This is a genomic window from Acinetobacter sp. TW_SC_4, from assembly GCF_054861205.1.
Window position 1 is genome coordinate 545,827 of record NZ_CM142174.1, and the last position, 17,468, is coordinate 563,294.

A 17,468-nucleotide genomic window follows, 5' to 3' on the forward strand; every position below is an offset into this window, starting at 1 on the left:
TAAGTGACAGAGATCAATCTGAATCAGTGATTGCCCAAAATTGGTGCAAAATGAAGAATTTGTAAATCTGACAGTGGACTGAGTATTAATATAATAAATGTTGAAGAATATTTTTTTCTCTTATTTTAGGTAAATCTTAAGACTTGAGCTTAATAAGTCAAATAAGGGAATCCCCAATCAATTTTTTCATCATCAATTCATATTTTTTATGAGTGAAAAATGAAAAAGTTATAAGAAAACAGTATTTTTAGGTCTTAAAAATGAATAGTTGAAAGTAGATTAAATTTGTCAAAAAGGTCAAAAACAGAAAACTGCCCTAGAAAAGTGCCTTAATTTAGGCTTTATCAGTTCATTTAAAATAAACATTTGCTTAACAAGAAAAATGAAATATCTGTCAGAATGATCAATGTAACAAAATAAAACAAAAAGTAATCTAATAAAAAATAACCAGGAAAACACTCATCGTTCAAGAGAATGAATATCGTTTATAAATTCAGCAAATCAAAATAATCAGGCTTAACTAATAAATGGTATATGACAGCATCATTTTTATGAATCATCAGTTCAAAATATGGGTATTTATTAAATAAATAATAGGTAGTAATTTCTAGAAGTTTAATTAGAATCCAAAAATTCAACAAAAACACATCCTGAGGGGAAGCACCGTAAATCACGGTGTTTACTTAAGAAAAAATTAGCTTGAGGGACGCTCATGCAGATTGGAATTCCAGCCGAAACTGTCGTCGGTGAAAATCGCGTCGCTGCGACGCCTGAGACAGTAAAGAAATTGATCAGCGCTGGTCATAGTGTGGTGATCGAACGTGGAGCAGGTGTTAAAGCTGCCTACATCGACAGTGCCTATGAGCAAGTTGGTGCCAAAATTACGGATGATGCCTACACCGGTAGCCAGATAGTTTTGAAAGTTCGTGCACCGAAAGGTGAGGAAATTCAAAAGCTGTCAGCCAACGCCACGGTTGTAGCGATGTTTGACCCATACCGCAATACCGAGCTTGACCAGTTCGCGGCACAGAATGTGTCTGCATTTGCTCTTGAGCTTTTACCACGTACTTTGTCACGTGCGCAAAACATGGACGTATTGTCTTCGCAAGCGAACCTTGCAGGTTATAAATCAGTGCTTTTAGCTGCTGCTGAATATCAGCGCATGTTCCCGATGCTGATGACAGCGGCAGGTACGGTAAAACCGGCTCGTGTCGTGATCATGGGTGTCGGGGTAGCAGGCCTTCAAGCAATTGCAACAGCGAAACGTCTGGGTGCAGTCGTAGAAGCAACTGACCTTCGTCCGACTGCCAAAGATCAGGTTGAGTCTTTGGGTGGTAAATGGCTAGACGTACCGATGTCTCCTGAAGAGCAGGCACGTGCTGATGAAGCAGCTAAAAACGGTTATGGCTGGATGCCAGGTGAACAGTACATCAAAGACCAGGCAGCGATTGTCGATAAAGCGGTATCGAATGCCGATATCGTGATTACCACTGCATTGTTACCAGGTCGTGATGCACCACGCTTAATCCGCGCTGAAACCGTAGCCAAGATGAAACCAGGCTCAGTGATTCTGGATATGGCAGTGGAATCAGGCGGTAACGTGGAAGGTTCTAAGTGCGGTGAAACTGTTGTGACTGAAAATGGTGTGAAGATTCTGGGTGTGCCAAATATTCCATCAACGGTATCGACTGAAGCGTCAGCGCTTTATGCACGTAACGTCTATAACTTTGTTGAAACACTTTTTGATGCAGACAAGAACTTTGTCCTGAATCAAGAAGATGAAATTCAAAAAGCCCTACTTGTTACTCACGGCGGCCAAGTGCTGTTAAAACGTGGTTAAGGAGCAGACTCATGGTTGAAACAATTACGATTTTCGTCCTGGCCATCTTCGTGGGTTACTACGTGGTTTGGGGGGTAACACCAGCACTACATACGCCATTGATGGCGGTGACCAATGCCTTGTCTTCGATCATTATCGTGGGCGCAATGATTCAAACTGTTGGCTTGCCAATGGTGGGCGTTGAAGGCAGCGTGGATTTCCAGACCATTAACGTGGTGAGTGTACTGGGGGCAATCGCAGTATTTCTGGCGAGCATTAATATTTTCGGTGGCTTTGCCGTGACTGCACGTATGCTGGAAATGTTCAAACCTAAGCAAAAGAAAAAAGAGGGTTAAACCATGGAATTTATTCGAGAGTATGCGGATTGGTTCTACCTGATTGGCGCCGTTCTTTTTATCTTAACGCTACGTGGTTTGTCTGGCCCTAAAACTGCAATTGCAGGTAACCGTTACGGTATGATCGCAATGGCGATTGCTGTAGTGACCACATTCTTTGTTGCTGAAAATCCAGTAGTCTGGATGATTCTTGCAGCCATGGCGGCGGGTGCAGTGGTGGGTATTGCGCGTGCACGTACTGTACCAATGACCCAGATGCCAGAAACTGTGGCACTTATGCACTCACTGGTGGGTCTGGCTGCAGTATTGATTGCAGTTGCAGCAATTATCCATAACAACAAGCTGGTTGAATTGGGTCCGGACCTGTTGGCTGCAAATGGTGTGACTTTCCATGAAATGAGCAAGGTTCACCTGTTTGAACTGTTTGTGGGCTGTTTTGTGGGGGCGATTACCTTTACTGCTTCTGTATTTGCATACGGTAAGCTGGCTGCAAAGAAATGGGCAAAAACCATTTCAGGTGGCTGGGTAAAACCGATTCAGGCATTGATCTTTGTCGCAATGCTGGCAGCAGGGATTCACTTCTTCCTGACAGGTAGCATGACATCTTTCTGGGCAATGACTGGTCTTGCACTGGCATTTGGCTGGGTATGGATTGCACCAGTAGGCGGTGGCGATATGCCGGTTGTGGTTTCGCTATTGAACTCATTCTCAGGCTGGGCAGCAGCAGGGATTGGTTTCACACTCGAAAACAACATGCTGATCGTTGCAGGTTCGCTGGTTGGTTCTTCAGGTGCGATTCTGTCTTACATCATGTGTAAAGCGATGAACCGTTCAATCATCAACGTATTATTTGGTGGTGCAATGGGTGGTGCAGCTGCGCCGACAGCAGCTGCGGGTGCACAAGTGCAACGTAATTACCGTTCAGGTTCTGCAGATGATGCTGGCTTCTTAATGTCAAATGCAGACAGCGTTGTCATTGTACCGGGTTATGGTATGGCACAAGGCCGTGCACAAAACGCAGTAAAAGAGCTGGCAAACTTGCTGAAAGAGCAGGGCGTGACTGTACGTTTTGCGATTCACCCGGTTGCTGGTCGTATGCCGGGTCATATGAACGTATTGCTTGCAGAAGCTGACGTTCCTTATGAAGACATTCTGGAAATGGACGAGATCAACTCGGACTTCCCGGCAACTGACGTAGTACTGGTCATTGGTGCAAACGACGTTGTAAACCCGGCTGCAAAAGACGATCCGAACTCACCGATCTACGGCATGCCAATTCTGGAAGCTCATAAGGCGCGTACCATTATGGTCATCAAGCGTTCTATGGCGACCGGTTATGCAGGTCTGGACAATGACCTGTTCTATAACGACAAGACTATGATGATTTTCGGTGATGCGAAGAAAGTTGTGGAAGATATGACCAAAGCGATTAATGGTACAGGTCACTAAGACTTTCCATTCACTGGATCATCTAAAATCCCCCTTTCAAAAGGGGGATTTTTCCATTTAAATTATAGATAAATTCTCCCTCCTATATAAAAGATGAATTGGGAAGATTTACAAAATAAAATTAGCTACGGTGTTTTATTTTTAGAAAATTGGCCCGGATAAAATTGCAACAAAACGTTTAAAAAATAGGCTGAATGATTAAATCTGATCGCAAAACGAATTTATTAAAGTTACTGCTCCATAAATTTCTTTTTCGATTCAAGTTAAACAATATAAAAAAAGCGACCTACCTAGGTCGCTTTTTTTGAATATTCGATATTTATGCTACAGAATCTGCAGGATTGCGCCATAGGCTTTCTAGGTCATAGAATTTACGCGCTGTAGGCAGCATGCAGTGCACTACAACAAAACCTAGATCAATCAGGATCCATTCTGCATCACGTTCGCCTTCGATACCAAGCGGACGGAAACCTGCTTTACGTGCTTCTTCAGCAACATTATCTGCAAGTGATTTGATATGACGGGTTGATGTACCGCTTGCAATCACCATGGCATCTGCCACGTTACTGATACTAGCAACATCAAGCTGAACAACTTCTTTAGCCTTTACATCTTCGAGGGCTGCATGTACAACTTTCAAGCATGCGTTTACTGCTTGTGCATGAGAATTCATAGTGTGATCGTGAGAATTAGAAGCGCTGGGCGATGGTTCTAAATTCATAGGGAGTATAATTTCCTAACAATTATGCATGATCTAATATAGCGGTTTTAGCCCAAAATTTCAAATGCACCTTCCGTCGCTTTAGTCATACTCCGGGAAGAACTGTTCTTTCCAGCCAAAGGATTCTTCCGAAGTCCCCAGAGGTTTATATTCGGCTGCGACATAACCATTGTATTGGCTATTCTCTAACCATTGAAAAATCTCATAATATGGAATGGAAGCCGTATTTGGTTGATGACGCCCCGGGCAGTCTGCAAACTGAATATGACCAATCTCTGCAATATTTTCTTTTAAGGCTTCAAGTACATCTTCACCCATCATGGCCATATGATAACAGTCATATTGCATTTTTAAGGCAGGATGATTGACAGCTTCTAGCATCTCCTGAGCTTGAGCTACATTTTGAATCAGAAAGCGTGGCATATCCTGACCATTGATCATTTCAAAGACTGGCTGAATCTGATAATCAGAGAGCATGGAGCAGGCAATTTTCAGATTACTCGCCAAGGTGTTCAGGCAAGGAAGCAGGTCACAATCCAGTGGCTGTTTGCCGGCCAGAATATTGACACTCGGCACATTCAGAGCAGTCGCATATTGAATGGCTTGCTCTATGGCATGACGAAACTCGATTTCCTGTCCAGGGATACCGGCCAGACCGTGTCCACCTTGCATCAGATCACCAGCAGGCACATTAATCAGGCAGATATCAAGATCATGTAACTGAAGCTGCTGCTGAATCTGCTCAATACTCAGTTCATAGGGGAACTGGATTTCCACATGCTTAAAACCGTGCGCATGAGCCAAGGCAAAACGTTCTAAGAGCGGTACTTCCGTGAAAATCATGGAGAGGTTAACGGCGAGTTTGGTCATGGGCTTTTCCTTGCTCAAGTCAGAATATTGAAATGTAATATTAGCGGTCTACGTGCTTGATAATAGTGGCTAGATCGGCTTCAGCAAATCCGTCTTGCTGATGGGTTTTGAGTTGAGACAGGGCTTGGCTGGCCACAGGAATATCCAAAGATAAAGTAGCTGCCAGTTGCACAGCATTGTTCAGGTCTTTAGACAATGTCTGCACTTTCCATTGCACGGGTTCAAACGTCTGGCTGGCCATACGTGGGGCTAGAATTTGAAAAGGCTTGGAGTCAGCAAAACCACCGGCTAATGCTAGTGCAAGCAGGGCAGTATCCACACCGGCACGATCAGCCAAAGCCACTGCCTCAGCTATCAAGGTGCTATTCGCTGCCACAATCAGCTGATTACAGATTTTAGTCGCCTGACCGGTTCCAGTATCACCCATGCGAGTGACACGTTGTGAAAGCACCTTATAGATTGGATCAAGTGCGGTAATAGTTTCTGCATCACCGCCAGCGAACATCACTAGCGTGCCTTGTTCTGCACCGACTGTACCGCCAGATACAGGAGAGTCAATCCAAGTGGCTTGTTTAGCTTGGGCTTGTTTAGCCAGAGTTTTAGTTTGATGTACGGAAAGACTGGAAAAATCGACAATGATCTGACCAGCCACCAGATAGGGCTGAATCTGCTCAAAGACCGATTGCACCGCAGCATCATCTGCCAGACAGGTCAGAATAACGGGATAATCTGCAATTTGATCTAGATATAGCGGAGTGGCTCCCAGTGCAAGCAATGGATCGCAGGCACTGGCCGTGCGGTTCCAGACTGCAACTTGGAAACCAGCTTTCAGCAGTCGGGTTGCCATGCGGCTACCCATGAGTCCCATACCTAAAAAGGCAATTTTGCTATCACGATCGAATTGCATCTTATCTCTCATCTTTTGATTTTGCTTCAGCCATAATTATCGATATTGACGTGGTACAAACTGCACGTCTGGATTTTTATCCTTCTTGCGTGCCAGTTGGCTGTTTTTACCGAGTAACAGTTTAAGCTGCCAGATTTTTTCCATACGCAGTGACTTATTGGGTTTATGTTCCATCGCATCCAGCACAAATTTAGAGGCCATCAAGGCATCTGGAGAGCGTTGTAACATTTCTTCAGCCAAAGCCTGTGCTTTTGCTAATGGCTGCTCATCGACATGGGTGATCAGACCAATTTCTTTGGCATAGGCACCTTCAAAAATACGTGCGGTTAAAGTCAGCTCTTTGGCCAAATCAATCCCGATCAGACCTTTGAGAGAACGCGTTAGCCCCATATCTGGTACTAGACCCCAACGAGTTTCCATAATTGACATTTTGGTCGCAGGATGGGCGATTCGGATATCCGCAGCCAACGCAAGTTGCATACCTGCACCAAAGCAGAAACCTTCAATGGCTGCAATGACGGGTACAGGCAGTTCCTGCCAGACCAGAAAAGCTTTCTGAAATAAGCTCTGTCCAGGACGAATCAGTTCCCAGGCCGCATAGGCCCGATTTTTAGGATTATTTAAATCGGCCAAGTCAATGCCGGCACTAAAGACCTGCGCTTCACCGGTTAAAATGACACACCGCACCGACTTGTCTTTTTTAATCCGGTTCGCAATCTGCACCAGTTCACGCAGCAGGGCAAAGCTCATGGCATTACGTTTATCTGGACGGCTGAGAGTAACCGTGGCAATTCCATTATTTTTTTCAAAGCGTACAAGTGACATGGTATTCATCCTTAATTTTTCTGTAAGCGAGCATAGCATGAGCAATCTGTGCTTGCATGACAGTGCAGTCATACAGATATGAGTAAGTAAAACAGTAATTTTTTAACCACTATGCTTGTTTAAAATTTGCTGAGCTGCCTGTTCTACCTGCTCAATCACTGCTTTCAGTTCATCCAGATATTTCAGTACTTCCTGAACAAAACTGTCATCGGCCTTACGGCGTTCCTTACGCAAGGTCGAGACAAACTGCTCAAAACTTCCGGTAACTTTTTGCAGAGTCGGTGTGCCGACATAACGGGTAGCCCCATAGAGACGGTGCAAAACATGTTCCAGCTGCGGAAAATCTTCCAGCTCAATTAATTGCTCAATTTCATCCAGCTCTTTTTCAAAACTGTCGACCAGCATGCTAAGCAGATCGACTGCCAGATCTTCTTTATTGGCTGCCAGTTGCAAGCTTTGTTGCCAATCCAGAATATTCGGATCCAGCGCATCAATGACATTGGCACGTTCCAGCACTGGAATCTTTTTAAAACTTTCAGTCGTCCACTGCGTCAGGATTTGCACGATCTGATCAATCTGAATAGGCTTGGTGACATAATCATCCATACCATTTTGTAACAGTTTTTGCTTCTCGTCGGAAAGGGCATGTGCTGTCAGGGCAATAATCGGCAGACGCTGATGATTTTCAAAAGTTGATTCCAGTGAACGGATTGCACGGGTGGTATCGATACCGGACATCACTGGCATCTGGATATCCATAAATATCAGATCAAAAGATGGCAGACCCTGTTCATAACGGCTCTGGATGATATCAATCGCTTCCTGTCCGCTAATGGCTTTGGTTGTGGTGACATTCAGTTCGGCTAGCAAGGCCTCCAGAACAATCAGGTTCGGCAGATGGTCATCAACGGCAAGGATATGCAGTCCCTGGCCATTAAAGTCTTCATGCTGTTCCTGATCAAAGACGGGTTGATTGCCGAGTAGCTGAATCAGGGCACTACGACTGAGTGGCTGATGCAGAGCACGGGCACGATGATCATTCAGCATGTTCGGATCAAGCTGCATTTGATAACCATACACAGCCAGATGTCCCTGATAGCGAGAACGAATTTCTGTCAGTAAGGCTTGGCTATCACCACTATGGTCAACAATCAGCCAGGTATTCTCGATATTTTGTAAATGGTTCAGACGGCTAAACAGATCCAGAATGGATGTCGATTCAATATGTTTAACGTGATAATTTTCCAGATAATGTCTTAATACATTCGCTGTTGCCGGATGGGCGAGATAAGACACAACCGTCAGATCACTGAAATCCGGGTGCTCATGGATAATATCTTCATCCACCGGGAATTGGGCGGTAAACCAGAAGGTTGAGCCTTTTTCTGTTGGAGCACGTTCCTGATTATCTTCAAATCCGATTTGACCATGCATCAAGTGGACCAGTTGTTTGGAAATGGCCAGGCCTAAACCTGTACCGCCGAATTGGCGGGTGACCGAGGTATCGCCTTGCGAGAAGGATTCAAACAGTTTTTTACGGTCAGTTCCGCTCAGGCCAATGCCGCTATCCTGAACACTGAAATGCAGCAGACATTGCCCAATATCATCGTGCTCCATGCGTGCCCGAACAATGATTTCGCCGTCTGGAGTAAACTTGATCGCATTAGAAATCAGGTTGGTCAGAATCTGCTTAAAGCGTAGTACATCACCAATCACATGTTTCGGTACATTGTCTGCAAAATAGAACGCCATATCGATATGCTTCTGTGCAGCCAGTGGCGAGAGCATGTCCATCACATCAAAGATAGCTTCTTCCAGATCAAAAGGTGCAGTTTCCAGTTCCAGTTTGCCAGCATCAATCTTGGAGAAATCCAGTACATCATTGATCAGGGCCAGCAAATGTGCAGAAGATTTGCGGATGGTCTGCAAATACAGGCTTTGCTCATTGCTAAGATTGCCTTGACGCAGCAGCAGGTGAATAAAACCATCAATACTGTTTAAGGGTGTGCGTAATTCATGGGAAATATTGGCCAGAAATACCGACTTGGCCTGGTTGGCCGAAATCGCCTGGTCACGTGCCTGACGATAAGTAATATTTTGAACTTCTAAAGTATCTAGAGTACGGCGCAAATCATCTTCGGTCTGTTCGGTATGCTCGCGCAATTCCAGAAAACTGAAATGTAGACGTTTCACCACATTGGCAATATCACGCTGCAAAAGACGCAGTTCACCGGTACTGTTAATCACCATATGCTGATCTAGGGTGTCGGCATTCAGGCGTTGCAGCTGCATGCGAATCTCATACATCGGCGCAATCCAGCGACGTGAATAGAAATTCAGACATAACAACAAGAGCAATAAGGTCAATAAGCCGGTCGCAATCAAAACGATCAAGACCCGGTAGCGGGCAATTTCTAAGGGCTGATTGTCCAGTTCGATCGCCAGCCAGCCTGCATTCATGCCATTTTCATTTACTTTGACTGCATAAATATGATTGTTTTTATCTAAGATCGGGCCAACAAAATTGCCATCTTTTTTAAAGTCAGGCCAAGGCGCCTGTTCCTGAAAACCAATGCCGAGTTTACTTTTGCCATTTTCATCCAGAATAGCCGCACGAACCAGATGCTTTTCATTCAGCATATTTTGCATGGCATCATGAGCCTGCTCATATTGCCATGGGTACAGGCTCAAAATGTCCAGCGCATATTCAGACGTGGCCTGAAAACGGGTCAAAATCGCAATGGCCATCTGCTTTTGCTGGGCACGAGCGGCATTGGAAGTCTCTGAAATGACCAGAGCAGCGCCGACACAGGCCAGAATAGTAATGGGTACAAAAATCAGTGCAATCAGCTGTCCATAAGCATGATTTAAGTGTAGGCGTTTAAACAGCTTTTTGTTGATATTTGACATGATTCAAGCAGTATTTTCCTTATGCTTTGCATATTAGCATGCTTTAAATCTACTGTTAAAATTTCAGCATTATTTTTATAAAGCTCCAGATTAAGGCAGAAAATAAGAACCATTGCGCTGAACAGTCATTATGGGTGTTTGAGCAAATTCTTTCAGGAGGCGAGGTGAGCTAAGTCACTATCATGATTAAAGAGTTTTATCAAGCTAAAACAGGACGAATTGGCCATGCCGATCGTGATTTATACAGTTTTATGCAAAAGCACTGCTATAAATGGGTGCAGGGAAATGCATTTTTTCATACAATAGCCGCACCTCGATATAGGTGCAAATAATGAGTAATACCACCCCTGATTTTCAAGCAGACGAATTTTTACTGGACCATTATGTAGGCAAAACGCCACTGGTGCGTTTGCAGCGTCTGGCTAGTCACACTCAAGCCACAGTACTCGCAAAACTCGAAGGAAATAATCCGGCAGGCTCGGTCAAGGACCGTCCGGCGTATAACATGATCATGCAGGCGGAAAAGCGCGGACAGATCAAACCGGGTGATACCTTGATTGAGGCGACCAGCGGAAATACAGGGATTGCATTGGCGATGGTTGCGGCCATGCGCGGTTACAAAATGCAGCTGATTATGCCGAATAACATGAGTCAGGAACGTAAGGACGCGATGCGTGCTTATGGCGCTGAACTGATTGAAGTGACTAAAGAGCAGGGCATGGAAGGTGCGCGTGATCTGGCCTTGCAAATGCAGGCTGATGGTAAAGGTTTGGTGTTAAACCAGTTTGGTAACCCGGACAATGTCGAAGCACATTACCTGACCACAGGTCCTGAAATCTGGCAGCAAACTGGCGGCAAGATTACGCACTTTGTCAGCTCAATGGGTACTACAGGTACGATCATGGGCGTATCTAAATATTTGAAAGAAATGAATCCGGATATTCAGATTGTGGGCCTACAACCATCTGATGGTTCTAGCATTGCCGGTATCCGTCGCTGGCCACAAGAATATTTGCCAACGATTTTCGATCGTAGTCGTATCGACCATATTATCGATATTCCACAGATTGAAGCGGAACGTACTATGCGTAAACTGGCACAAAAAGAAGGTATCAGTGCCGGTACATCTTCTGGCGGTGCAGTTTGGGCATCCATCAAGCTCGCAGAAGAAAATCCGGATGCAGTAATTGTATGTATTATCTGTGACCGTGGTGACCGTTACCTGTCTACAGGCTTGTTCTCTGTACAAGACCCTAAATAATTTTTGAGAAATCTTTTATGCGCCTGCCTGTTTTAACTTTCGATATTGAAACCCAAACCGATCTTAAATCAGGCGCGCATCTGTTTGGTCTGGATCTGCCCGAGGCTGATCTGGATCAGGCCCTGACCAAATTACGCCGTCAGGAATCAGGCTCGGACTTTCAGCGTCTGCCACTGCATGAGATTGTCTGTATTTCCGGTTTATGGATGGATGAACAGGGCATGCGCCTGTTTTCTTTCAGCCGTGAACAGTACAGCGAAGCAGAGATTTTAAAAAAATTCTTATCCATTTTTGACAAGCGTCATCCGACGCTAGTCAGTTGGAATGGCTCACAATTTGACTTGCCGGTTATTCTTTATCGGGCCATGTATCATGGCTTATCTGCCCCAAGTCTGTTCGATCAGGGCGAAATCGATACGCAAAAGCGTTATAATAACTACCAGAATCGTTACCATCAGCGTCACGTCGATTTGATGGATGTCATGGCCATGTTTCATGCCCGTCATTTTCAGAAACTGGATGATGTTGCTCATTTATTGGGTTATCCAGGCAAGCGTGGTGATGGTGGCTATCATGTACCTGAATATGTACGTAACCAGCAATGGAACGCACTCACCAGCTATTGCGAAGGTGATGTGCTCAATACTTGGTTGGTCTATATTCGCTGGCTGTTGCTAAAGGGCCAATTGATGTTGCCTGATTATCAGCATCTGGTGCAGAGTACGATTCAATACCTGCATACCCAGCCGCAACATGCAGATTTTTTATCAGTCTGGCGTGAAACCTCACAAAGAACTGAATTTACCCGTTTTGATTTTCCCATCTCCACATCCTAGGTTTTCATGAAACGTCGAGCACAACCACGTCCAGCACCGCAATCCGAGTATATTTTTCAGGTGGAATCACTCTCACATGAAGGACGTGGCATCGCTCACTATGGTTCACATCCGGACCATCCGCTTGAAAAGCATGGCAAGAAAGTCTTTATCCGTTATGCCTTGCCAGGTGAAACCGTTCGTGCCCGCATTACCCGTGAAGTCAAAAAACTGGAAGAGGCGGATAGCCTTGAGTTAATCAGTGAGGCTTCCGAGATCAGGGTCAAACCTGTGTGTCCACATTTTGGCATATGCGGTGGCTGTAATATGCAGCATATCCATCCCGATGCGCAGATTGAACTTAAGCAGAATGTTCTGAAATCACATTTGCAGCATTTTGCTGGGATCCAGCCTGAAGAATGGTTGCCACCGCTACGTTCACAACGTGAAGACTACCGTCGTAAAGCCCGGATTGGGGTACGTTATCTGCCTCAAAAAGACAAGCTGGTGGTTGGTTTTCGTGAAAACCAGTCCAATAAGCTGACCTCGATTGACCGCTGCATGATTCTAGATCGTGAGTTTGGATCGGTTACACGTCTTAAACAATTGCTCCAAAGTCTCGATGGTCAGGCAGATATTGGTCATATAGAATTGGCTATGGGTGATCATGACATTGCGTTGCTCATTCGTGAAACCGCAGAATTATCGGTAACAGATGTCAACCGATTGCGTCAATTTACGTTAGAGAAAGGTTGGCAGCTTTATTTGCAGCCTGCAGGCCAAGATTATTTGAAGCGGATTGATGAGCCTGAACAGGCAGCACGCTTACACTATAGTCTTGATGACTTTGATGTGGAATTCGGTTTTAATCCATTGGACTTCACTCAGGTCAATTCAACGATCAATCCGCAGATGGTTCGCTTGGCATGTGATTTGCTTCAATTACAGCAAGGCGAACGCGTTCTGGATCTGTTTTGTGGATTAGGAAACTTTTCTTTGCCACTAGCGCGTTGTGTTGGTGCATCTGGTCGGGTGGTTGCGGTTGAGGGGAGTGAGGAAATGGTGCAACGCGGTGCAGAAAATGCTAACCATAATGGTATTGCACAAGTTTCGTTCTATTCACAAGATTTAACCAAAGATTTTTCGCACCAGTCTTGGGCAAATCAAGGATTTGATGCATTATTAATCGACCCGCCACGTGCTGGAGCAGAAGAAGTTATGCATTATATCCCTCAGTTTGGTGCCAAAAGAATCGTTTATGTGTCATGTAATCCCGCTACGCTTGCAAGAGATGCAGGGCTACTGGTACAACAAGGTTATCAGCTAACCAAAGCCGGTGTGATGGATATGTTTACGCATACCGGACATGTCGAGTCGATTGCCTTTTTCAAAAAAGAAAATTAAATAAACGATCAAAGAGATGATGTATCTAAAAGTAGGAGAAGGGTATGGTCACAGTACGTGAGCAACTGCCTGGGCGGCTCAATGAGTTGTCACAGGAGGCGACTGTAGAACATGCCGAACAAGCACAGCAGGATCTGACTGAATGGTTAGATCGGGTCCGTGGCATATTAGACGGGGCTCCCCTGAAGCAGCTCGAAGAAGTTGCCCGTTTAACCTTAGAAAAAGAGCTACAAAGTACGGTTCAGCATCGCTCTAATACCTTCTATACCGGTATTGAAATGGCGGATATTCTCGCGCATCTCTATGTTGATGAAGATACCTTGTCTGCTGCCATGCTTTACCGCGCAGTACGTGAAGGCGTCATGCCACTGGCAGAAGTGCAGGAAAAATTCGGTGAACAGGTCTACAGCCTGGTCAAAGGCACGCTGTCCATGGGTAAGCTGTCTGAGCTGATTGAAAAAAATAAACGCCTGGAAGACCACTTCAATAATAACCAGCGTGAGCACCTGTCTGGCATTTATAAGATGCTGATTTCGGTAACGGAAGATGTTCGCGTCGTGTTAATCAAGCTGGCAGAACGTACCTATGCACTGCGTGAGCTGGCTAATTCTTCACGTGAACGGCAAGAACGGGTCGCACGAGAAATTCTCACCATTTATTCTCCTTTAGCGCATCGTCTCGGGATTGCCCAGCTGAAATGGGAACTCGAAGATCTAGCCTTCCGCTATCTGGCGCCGGAACGCTATAAAGAAATCGCCTCTTTGCTGAATGAAAAGCGTCTGGAACGCGAACAATATATTCAGTTTGTGATTGATAAGTTGCGTGAAGAGCTGGCAGAACACGGCATTGAAGCTGAAATTAACGGCCGGGTGAAGCACATTTATTCGATCTATCGGAAAATGAAAAGCAAGAGCCTGAGCTTCGACCAGCTGTATGATATCCGTGCACTACGTGTACTGGTGAAAAGTGTGCCTGAGTGTTATCACACGCTCGGGATCGTACATCAATTGTGGCGACATATTCCGCATCAATTTGATGACTATATTACCAATCCGAAAGCCAATGGTTATCGCTCTTTACACACAGCTGTGATTGCGGAAAACAAGTCACTTGAAGTGCAGATTCGTACTTATACGATGCATGAAGAGGCCGAGCTTGGCGTATGCTCGCACTTCAACTATAAGGAAGGTTCGAAAAATACCGATACTTCCTTTAATCATCGTCTGCATTCCCTGCGTGCAGTGATTGAGCATTATCAAGAACGCAATGAAGCCAGTGCGCATAAAGATGAAGAAGAGGAAGTTGAAAATTTTGAACACATTCAAGATTTTGAAGGCTTCGAAAAAATCTATGTGTTCAGCCGTGATGGTGATATTAAAGAGTTGCCACGGGGGTCAACCGTACTCGACTTTGCCTTTCACGTGCACACAGAAGTCGGCAACAAATGCTATGCGGCTCGGGTCAACCAGCGCTATGTGCCTTTAACCTATGCCTTGAAAACCGGGGAACAGGTCGAGATTCTGACCAAGAAAGACCGTGAACCAAATCGGGACTGGTTGGTCAATTCGCTGGGTTATATCAAGACTGCACGCGCCCGTGACAAGTTACGTCATTGGTTCCGTCAGCAAGATCGCAGTAAGAATCTGGAAGTGGGTCGTGAAATTCTGAATAAAGAATTGGCACGTCTGGCAATTCATCCAAAATCAATCGACTTGGGTGATTATTGCAACCATTTCAATGTGAAGAGTGGCGAAGATATTATGATTGGTCTGGTGAATGGTGATATTAGCCTGCATGCTCTGATCAATCAGGTCAATCGCCATATGCATCTGGATCAGGATGAGCCTGAACTGGTGCTGAAACCAGCCTTGAATCCGCGTGCCAGCCATACCTTGTCTGCACATGGTATTCTAATTGATGGTCTGGATAACGTTGAACTGCATGTAGCCCAGTGCTGTCAGCCGGTGCATGGTGAATCGATTGCGGGATATATTACCTTGAATCGCGGTGTAAGCATCCATAAGGTAGCTTGTCCGGATTATGTACGTATGATCAGCCAAGAACCGGAGCGTGCAGTAGAAGCCGACTGGGAAATGCAGCCGACTCGTGGCCAAAGTGTACAGATCGTGGTAGAAGCCTATGACCGTCGTGGCTTGCTGAAAGATCTGACTCAGGTGATTTTCTCGGATCAGATCAATATCCGTCAGGTAAATACCATTTCAGAAGCAGATGGTATTGCCAATATGAAGCTGTTGATCGAAGTCAAAGGTCTGGCTCAACTTTCCAAACTATTGGCCCGTCTTGAACAGCAGCCGGGAATTATCAGTGCACGCCGTCTGGTACAAGGCAACTGATTCTTTTTAGGCATGCTTATAAAAGCCCGCAATTCAATTGCGGGCTTTTTTGTTATAAGGTGTGGTTAAGAGGGAAAAGAGCAAATAATAGACATGAGTGCCACGGAAATATTTGAACTGAGACGAAATAATCTGGCCAAAGTGATTGATCAGTTGATTGATAGCCAGCAGTTTAAAAATGGCAAAGAGATTTGCGAGCATTTTGGTCTGTCTGCAGCCTATATTACCCAGCTATTGAACAGTAAGCGCCAGATTGGAGAAAAGGCTGCACGAGAACTTGAACAGCAACTGGGCTTAGAAAGTTTAATATTGGATCGTGCTGAAGCACCTGTCATTGAAGTAGCACCGAATCCTGTAAAAATGACTTTGTTCCAGATGCAGGTTGTTGAGCAGCAAGCCTTTAAAATGAAAGTTATAGATTCGGCAGAAAATCTTGTATCTTGGTTGAAATTGGAACCTCAGCATTATGCCATTCAGGTCACAGGAAAGTATTATTTTCCGAGCCTAAAAGCAGGCTGGTGGTTGGTCTGTGATGACCAAGCTGATTTACAGCCATCTGGCTTGATTTGTCTTTATTTAATTAATGGACTGCAACTCATTGTGGAGCTGATTTCGGAAAGCCAAGACAGCTATCAGATCCAAAGTCTGGATGAAAGCCGCAAGGTCAGTTTCCAGAAATCTGATGTAGCTAAAATCCATCCTGTCATTGCCATCGTGCCTCCGCAGCAATTTTCTTAAGATAGAAATAATTCAGCCCATCATAAGATGGGCTGAATAGTGAAATTGAAAACGGGCAGCTTATGGAAGCTGATTTTCGTCTTCAAACTCTGGTTTCACCTGAACAATAAAGTCCTGACGATTCAGACCGCGCCACAGGGCGAAGGCTGTACCGATATAGATCGAAGAATAGGTACCGACGAAGACACCTACAAACATCGCAATCGAGAACCATTTCAGGCCAGCACCGCCCATGATCATCATGGCCACTACAACCAGTAATAAAGTCATAGAAGTATGAATGGTACGGCGTAAGGTTTCAGTCAAGGCAATATTGATAATTTCAACAGGTTCGGCACCCCGGATCTTACGGAAGTTCTCACGAATACGGTCAGAGACCACGATGTTATCGTTGAGTGAGAAACCGATGATCGCCAGTACGGCTGCCAAAACAGTAAGGTCAAACGGCCACTGCATCATGGCAAAGATACCAATCGTCACGACGATATCGTGGAACAATGACAGTACCGCACCCATCGCCAGTTTGAACTCAAAGCGGATGGTGACATAGACCAGCATCAACAAGAGGGCAAGGGCAACTGCACCCGCAGAACGCACATACAGCTCGTTACCGACCTGTCCACCGACTACATCGACCTTAGGTACCTGAGCCGCATTGCCTGGCAGCTGAACTGCTGCAGTAACGGCTTTGGTAAGGTCTTCTGCTTCAATATCTTCCTGAACCGGCATACGTACCATCAGGTCACGTTCCGAGCCCAGCGTTTGCACGACCGCATCATCAAAGCCAGCTTTGCTGAGTGCCTGAGTCACATCATCTGGTTTTACTGGATTGGTATAGTTCAGCTCTGCTGATACACCACCGGTAAAGTCCAGACCGAGGTTCAAGCCTTTGGTCGCAATAAAGAAGATGCTGGCAACCGTCAGGATGATAGAGAACACTGCTGCAGGCAATGCAATCTTCATAAACGGAATGATACGTTCATCTTCAGGGCGACCGTATTGTTTCTGATTCAGTTGAGTATTTTCAGTCATCATCGAT

At 45.2% G+C, this 17,468-nt stretch carries 14 protein-coding genes; 8 read left to right on the plus strand and 6 right to left on the minus strand.

Features of this window, described 5'->3' with window-relative positions; all coding sequences use genetic code 11:
- The first annotated feature begins 712 nt into the window (after positions 1–712).
- Genes ACWM1W_RS02635 through ACWM1W_RS02645 form a run of 3 tightly spaced genes read left to right on the plus strand, consistent with a single transcriptional unit; the run spans position 713 to position 3,624 of the window.
- Complete coding sequence (locus ACWM1W_RS02635; protein ID WP_375726050.1) at positions 713–1,840, plus strand: Re/Si-specific NAD(P)(+) transhydrogenase subunit alpha; 1,128 nt, start codon at positions 713–715, stop codon at positions 1,838–1,840.
- Between the two features lie 11 nt (positions 1,841–1,851).
- A complete protein-coding gene (locus ACWM1W_RS02640; RefSeq protein WP_004783638.1) occupies positions 1,852–2,175 on the plus strand; it encodes a proton-translocating transhydrogenase family protein in 324 nt (107 codons plus the stop codon).
- 3 nt (positions 2,176–2,178) lie between these two features.
- The gene (locus ACWM1W_RS02645; protein ID WP_375726049.1) at positions 2,179–3,624 is read left to right on the plus strand and encodes an NAD(P)(+) transhydrogenase (Re/Si-specific) subunit beta; all 1,446 of its coding nucleotides are present in this window, start codon (positions 2,179–2,181) and stop codon (positions 3,622–3,624) included.
- 319 nt (positions 3,625–3,943) lie between these two features.
- Here the strand turns inward: ACWM1W_RS02645 and rsfS are convergent, their stop codons facing one another.
- From rsfS to ACWM1W_RS02670, 5 genes are all read right to left on the minus strand, one after another.
- The gene (rsfS, locus tag ACWM1W_RS02650) at positions 3,944–4,345 is read right to left on the minus strand and encodes a ribosome silencing factor (protein ID WP_004783634.1); all 402 of its coding nucleotides are present in this window, start codon (positions 4,343–4,345) and stop codon (positions 3,944–3,946) included.
- 81 nt (positions 4,346–4,426) lie between these two features.
- Positions 4,427–5,215 (minus strand): hydroxypyruvate isomerase family protein, encoded by a 789-nt coding sequence (locus ACWM1W_RS02655; protein ID WP_375726048.1) that lies wholly within the window; start codon positions 5,213–5,215, stop codon positions 4,427–4,429.
- A 40-nt stretch (positions 5,216–5,255) separates the two neighbouring features.
- The gene (locus ACWM1W_RS02660; protein ID WP_375726047.1) at positions 5,256–6,122 is read right to left on the minus strand and encodes an NAD(P)-dependent oxidoreductase; all 867 of its coding nucleotides are present in this window, start codon (positions 6,120–6,122) and stop codon (positions 5,256–5,258) included.
- Positions 6,123–6,158: 36 nt separating this feature from the next.
- On the minus strand, positions 6,159–6,947 hold the full coding sequence (locus ACWM1W_RS02665; RefSeq protein ID WP_005233879.1) for a crotonase/enoyl-CoA hydratase family protein: 789 nt from the start codon (positions 6,945–6,947) through the stop codon (positions 6,159–6,161).
- Positions 6,948–7,049: 102 nt separating this feature from the next.
- A complete protein-coding gene (locus ACWM1W_RS02670) occupies positions 7,050–9,857 on the minus strand; it encodes a GacS-like sensor histidine kinase (protein WP_005233882.1) in 2,808 nt (935 codons plus the stop codon).
- Between the two features lie 331 nt (positions 9,858–10,188).
- Here ACWM1W_RS02670 and cysM point away from each other — a divergent pair, with 331 nt between their 5' ends.
- The 5 genes from cysM (at position 10,189) to ACWM1W_RS02695 (ending at position 16,429) form a co-directional block, all read left to right on the plus strand.
- Positions 10,189–11,118 (plus strand): cysteine synthase CysM, encoded by a 930-nt coding sequence (gene cysM / locus ACWM1W_RS02675; protein ID WP_034170845.1) that lies wholly within the window; start codon positions 10,189–10,191, stop codon positions 11,116–11,118.
- A gap of 17 nt (positions 11,119–11,135) precedes the next feature.
- Positions 11,136–11,954 carry a 3'-5' exonuclease gene (locus ACWM1W_RS02680; RefSeq protein ID WP_034170844.1) on the plus strand — a complete coding sequence of 273 codons (819 nt, stop codon included), beginning with the start codon at positions 11,136–11,138 and terminating at the stop codon, positions 11,952–11,954.
- A gap of 6 nt (positions 11,955–11,960) precedes the next feature.
- Positions 11,961–13,337, plus strand: coding sequence for a 23S rRNA (uracil(1939)-C(5))-methyltransferase RlmD (rlmD, locus tag ACWM1W_RS02685; protein WP_375726046.1), 1,377 nt, complete (start codon positions 11,961–11,963; stop codon positions 13,335–13,337).
- 44 nt (positions 13,338–13,381) lie between these two features.
- Positions 13,382–15,691: a RelA/SpoT family protein gene (locus tag ACWM1W_RS02690; RefSeq protein ID WP_034170842.1), complete on the plus strand. Its 2,310-nt coding sequence runs from the start codon at positions 13,382–13,384 to the stop codon at positions 15,689–15,691.
- Positions 15,692–15,784: 93 nt separating this feature from the next.
- Positions 15,785–16,429 carry a hypothetical protein gene (locus tag ACWM1W_RS02695; protein ID WP_375726045.1) on the plus strand — a complete coding sequence of 215 codons (645 nt, stop codon included), beginning with the start codon at positions 15,785–15,787 and terminating at the stop codon, positions 16,427–16,429.
- Positions 16,430–16,489: 60 nt separating this feature from the next.
- Here the strand turns inward: ACWM1W_RS02695 and secF are convergent, their stop codons facing one another.
- Positions 16,490–17,464 (minus strand): protein translocase subunit SecF, encoded by a 975-nt coding sequence (secF, locus tag ACWM1W_RS02700; protein ID WP_171248464.1) that lies wholly within the window; start codon positions 17,462–17,464, stop codon positions 16,490–16,492.
- Positions 17,465–17,468: the final 4 nt, after the last annotated feature.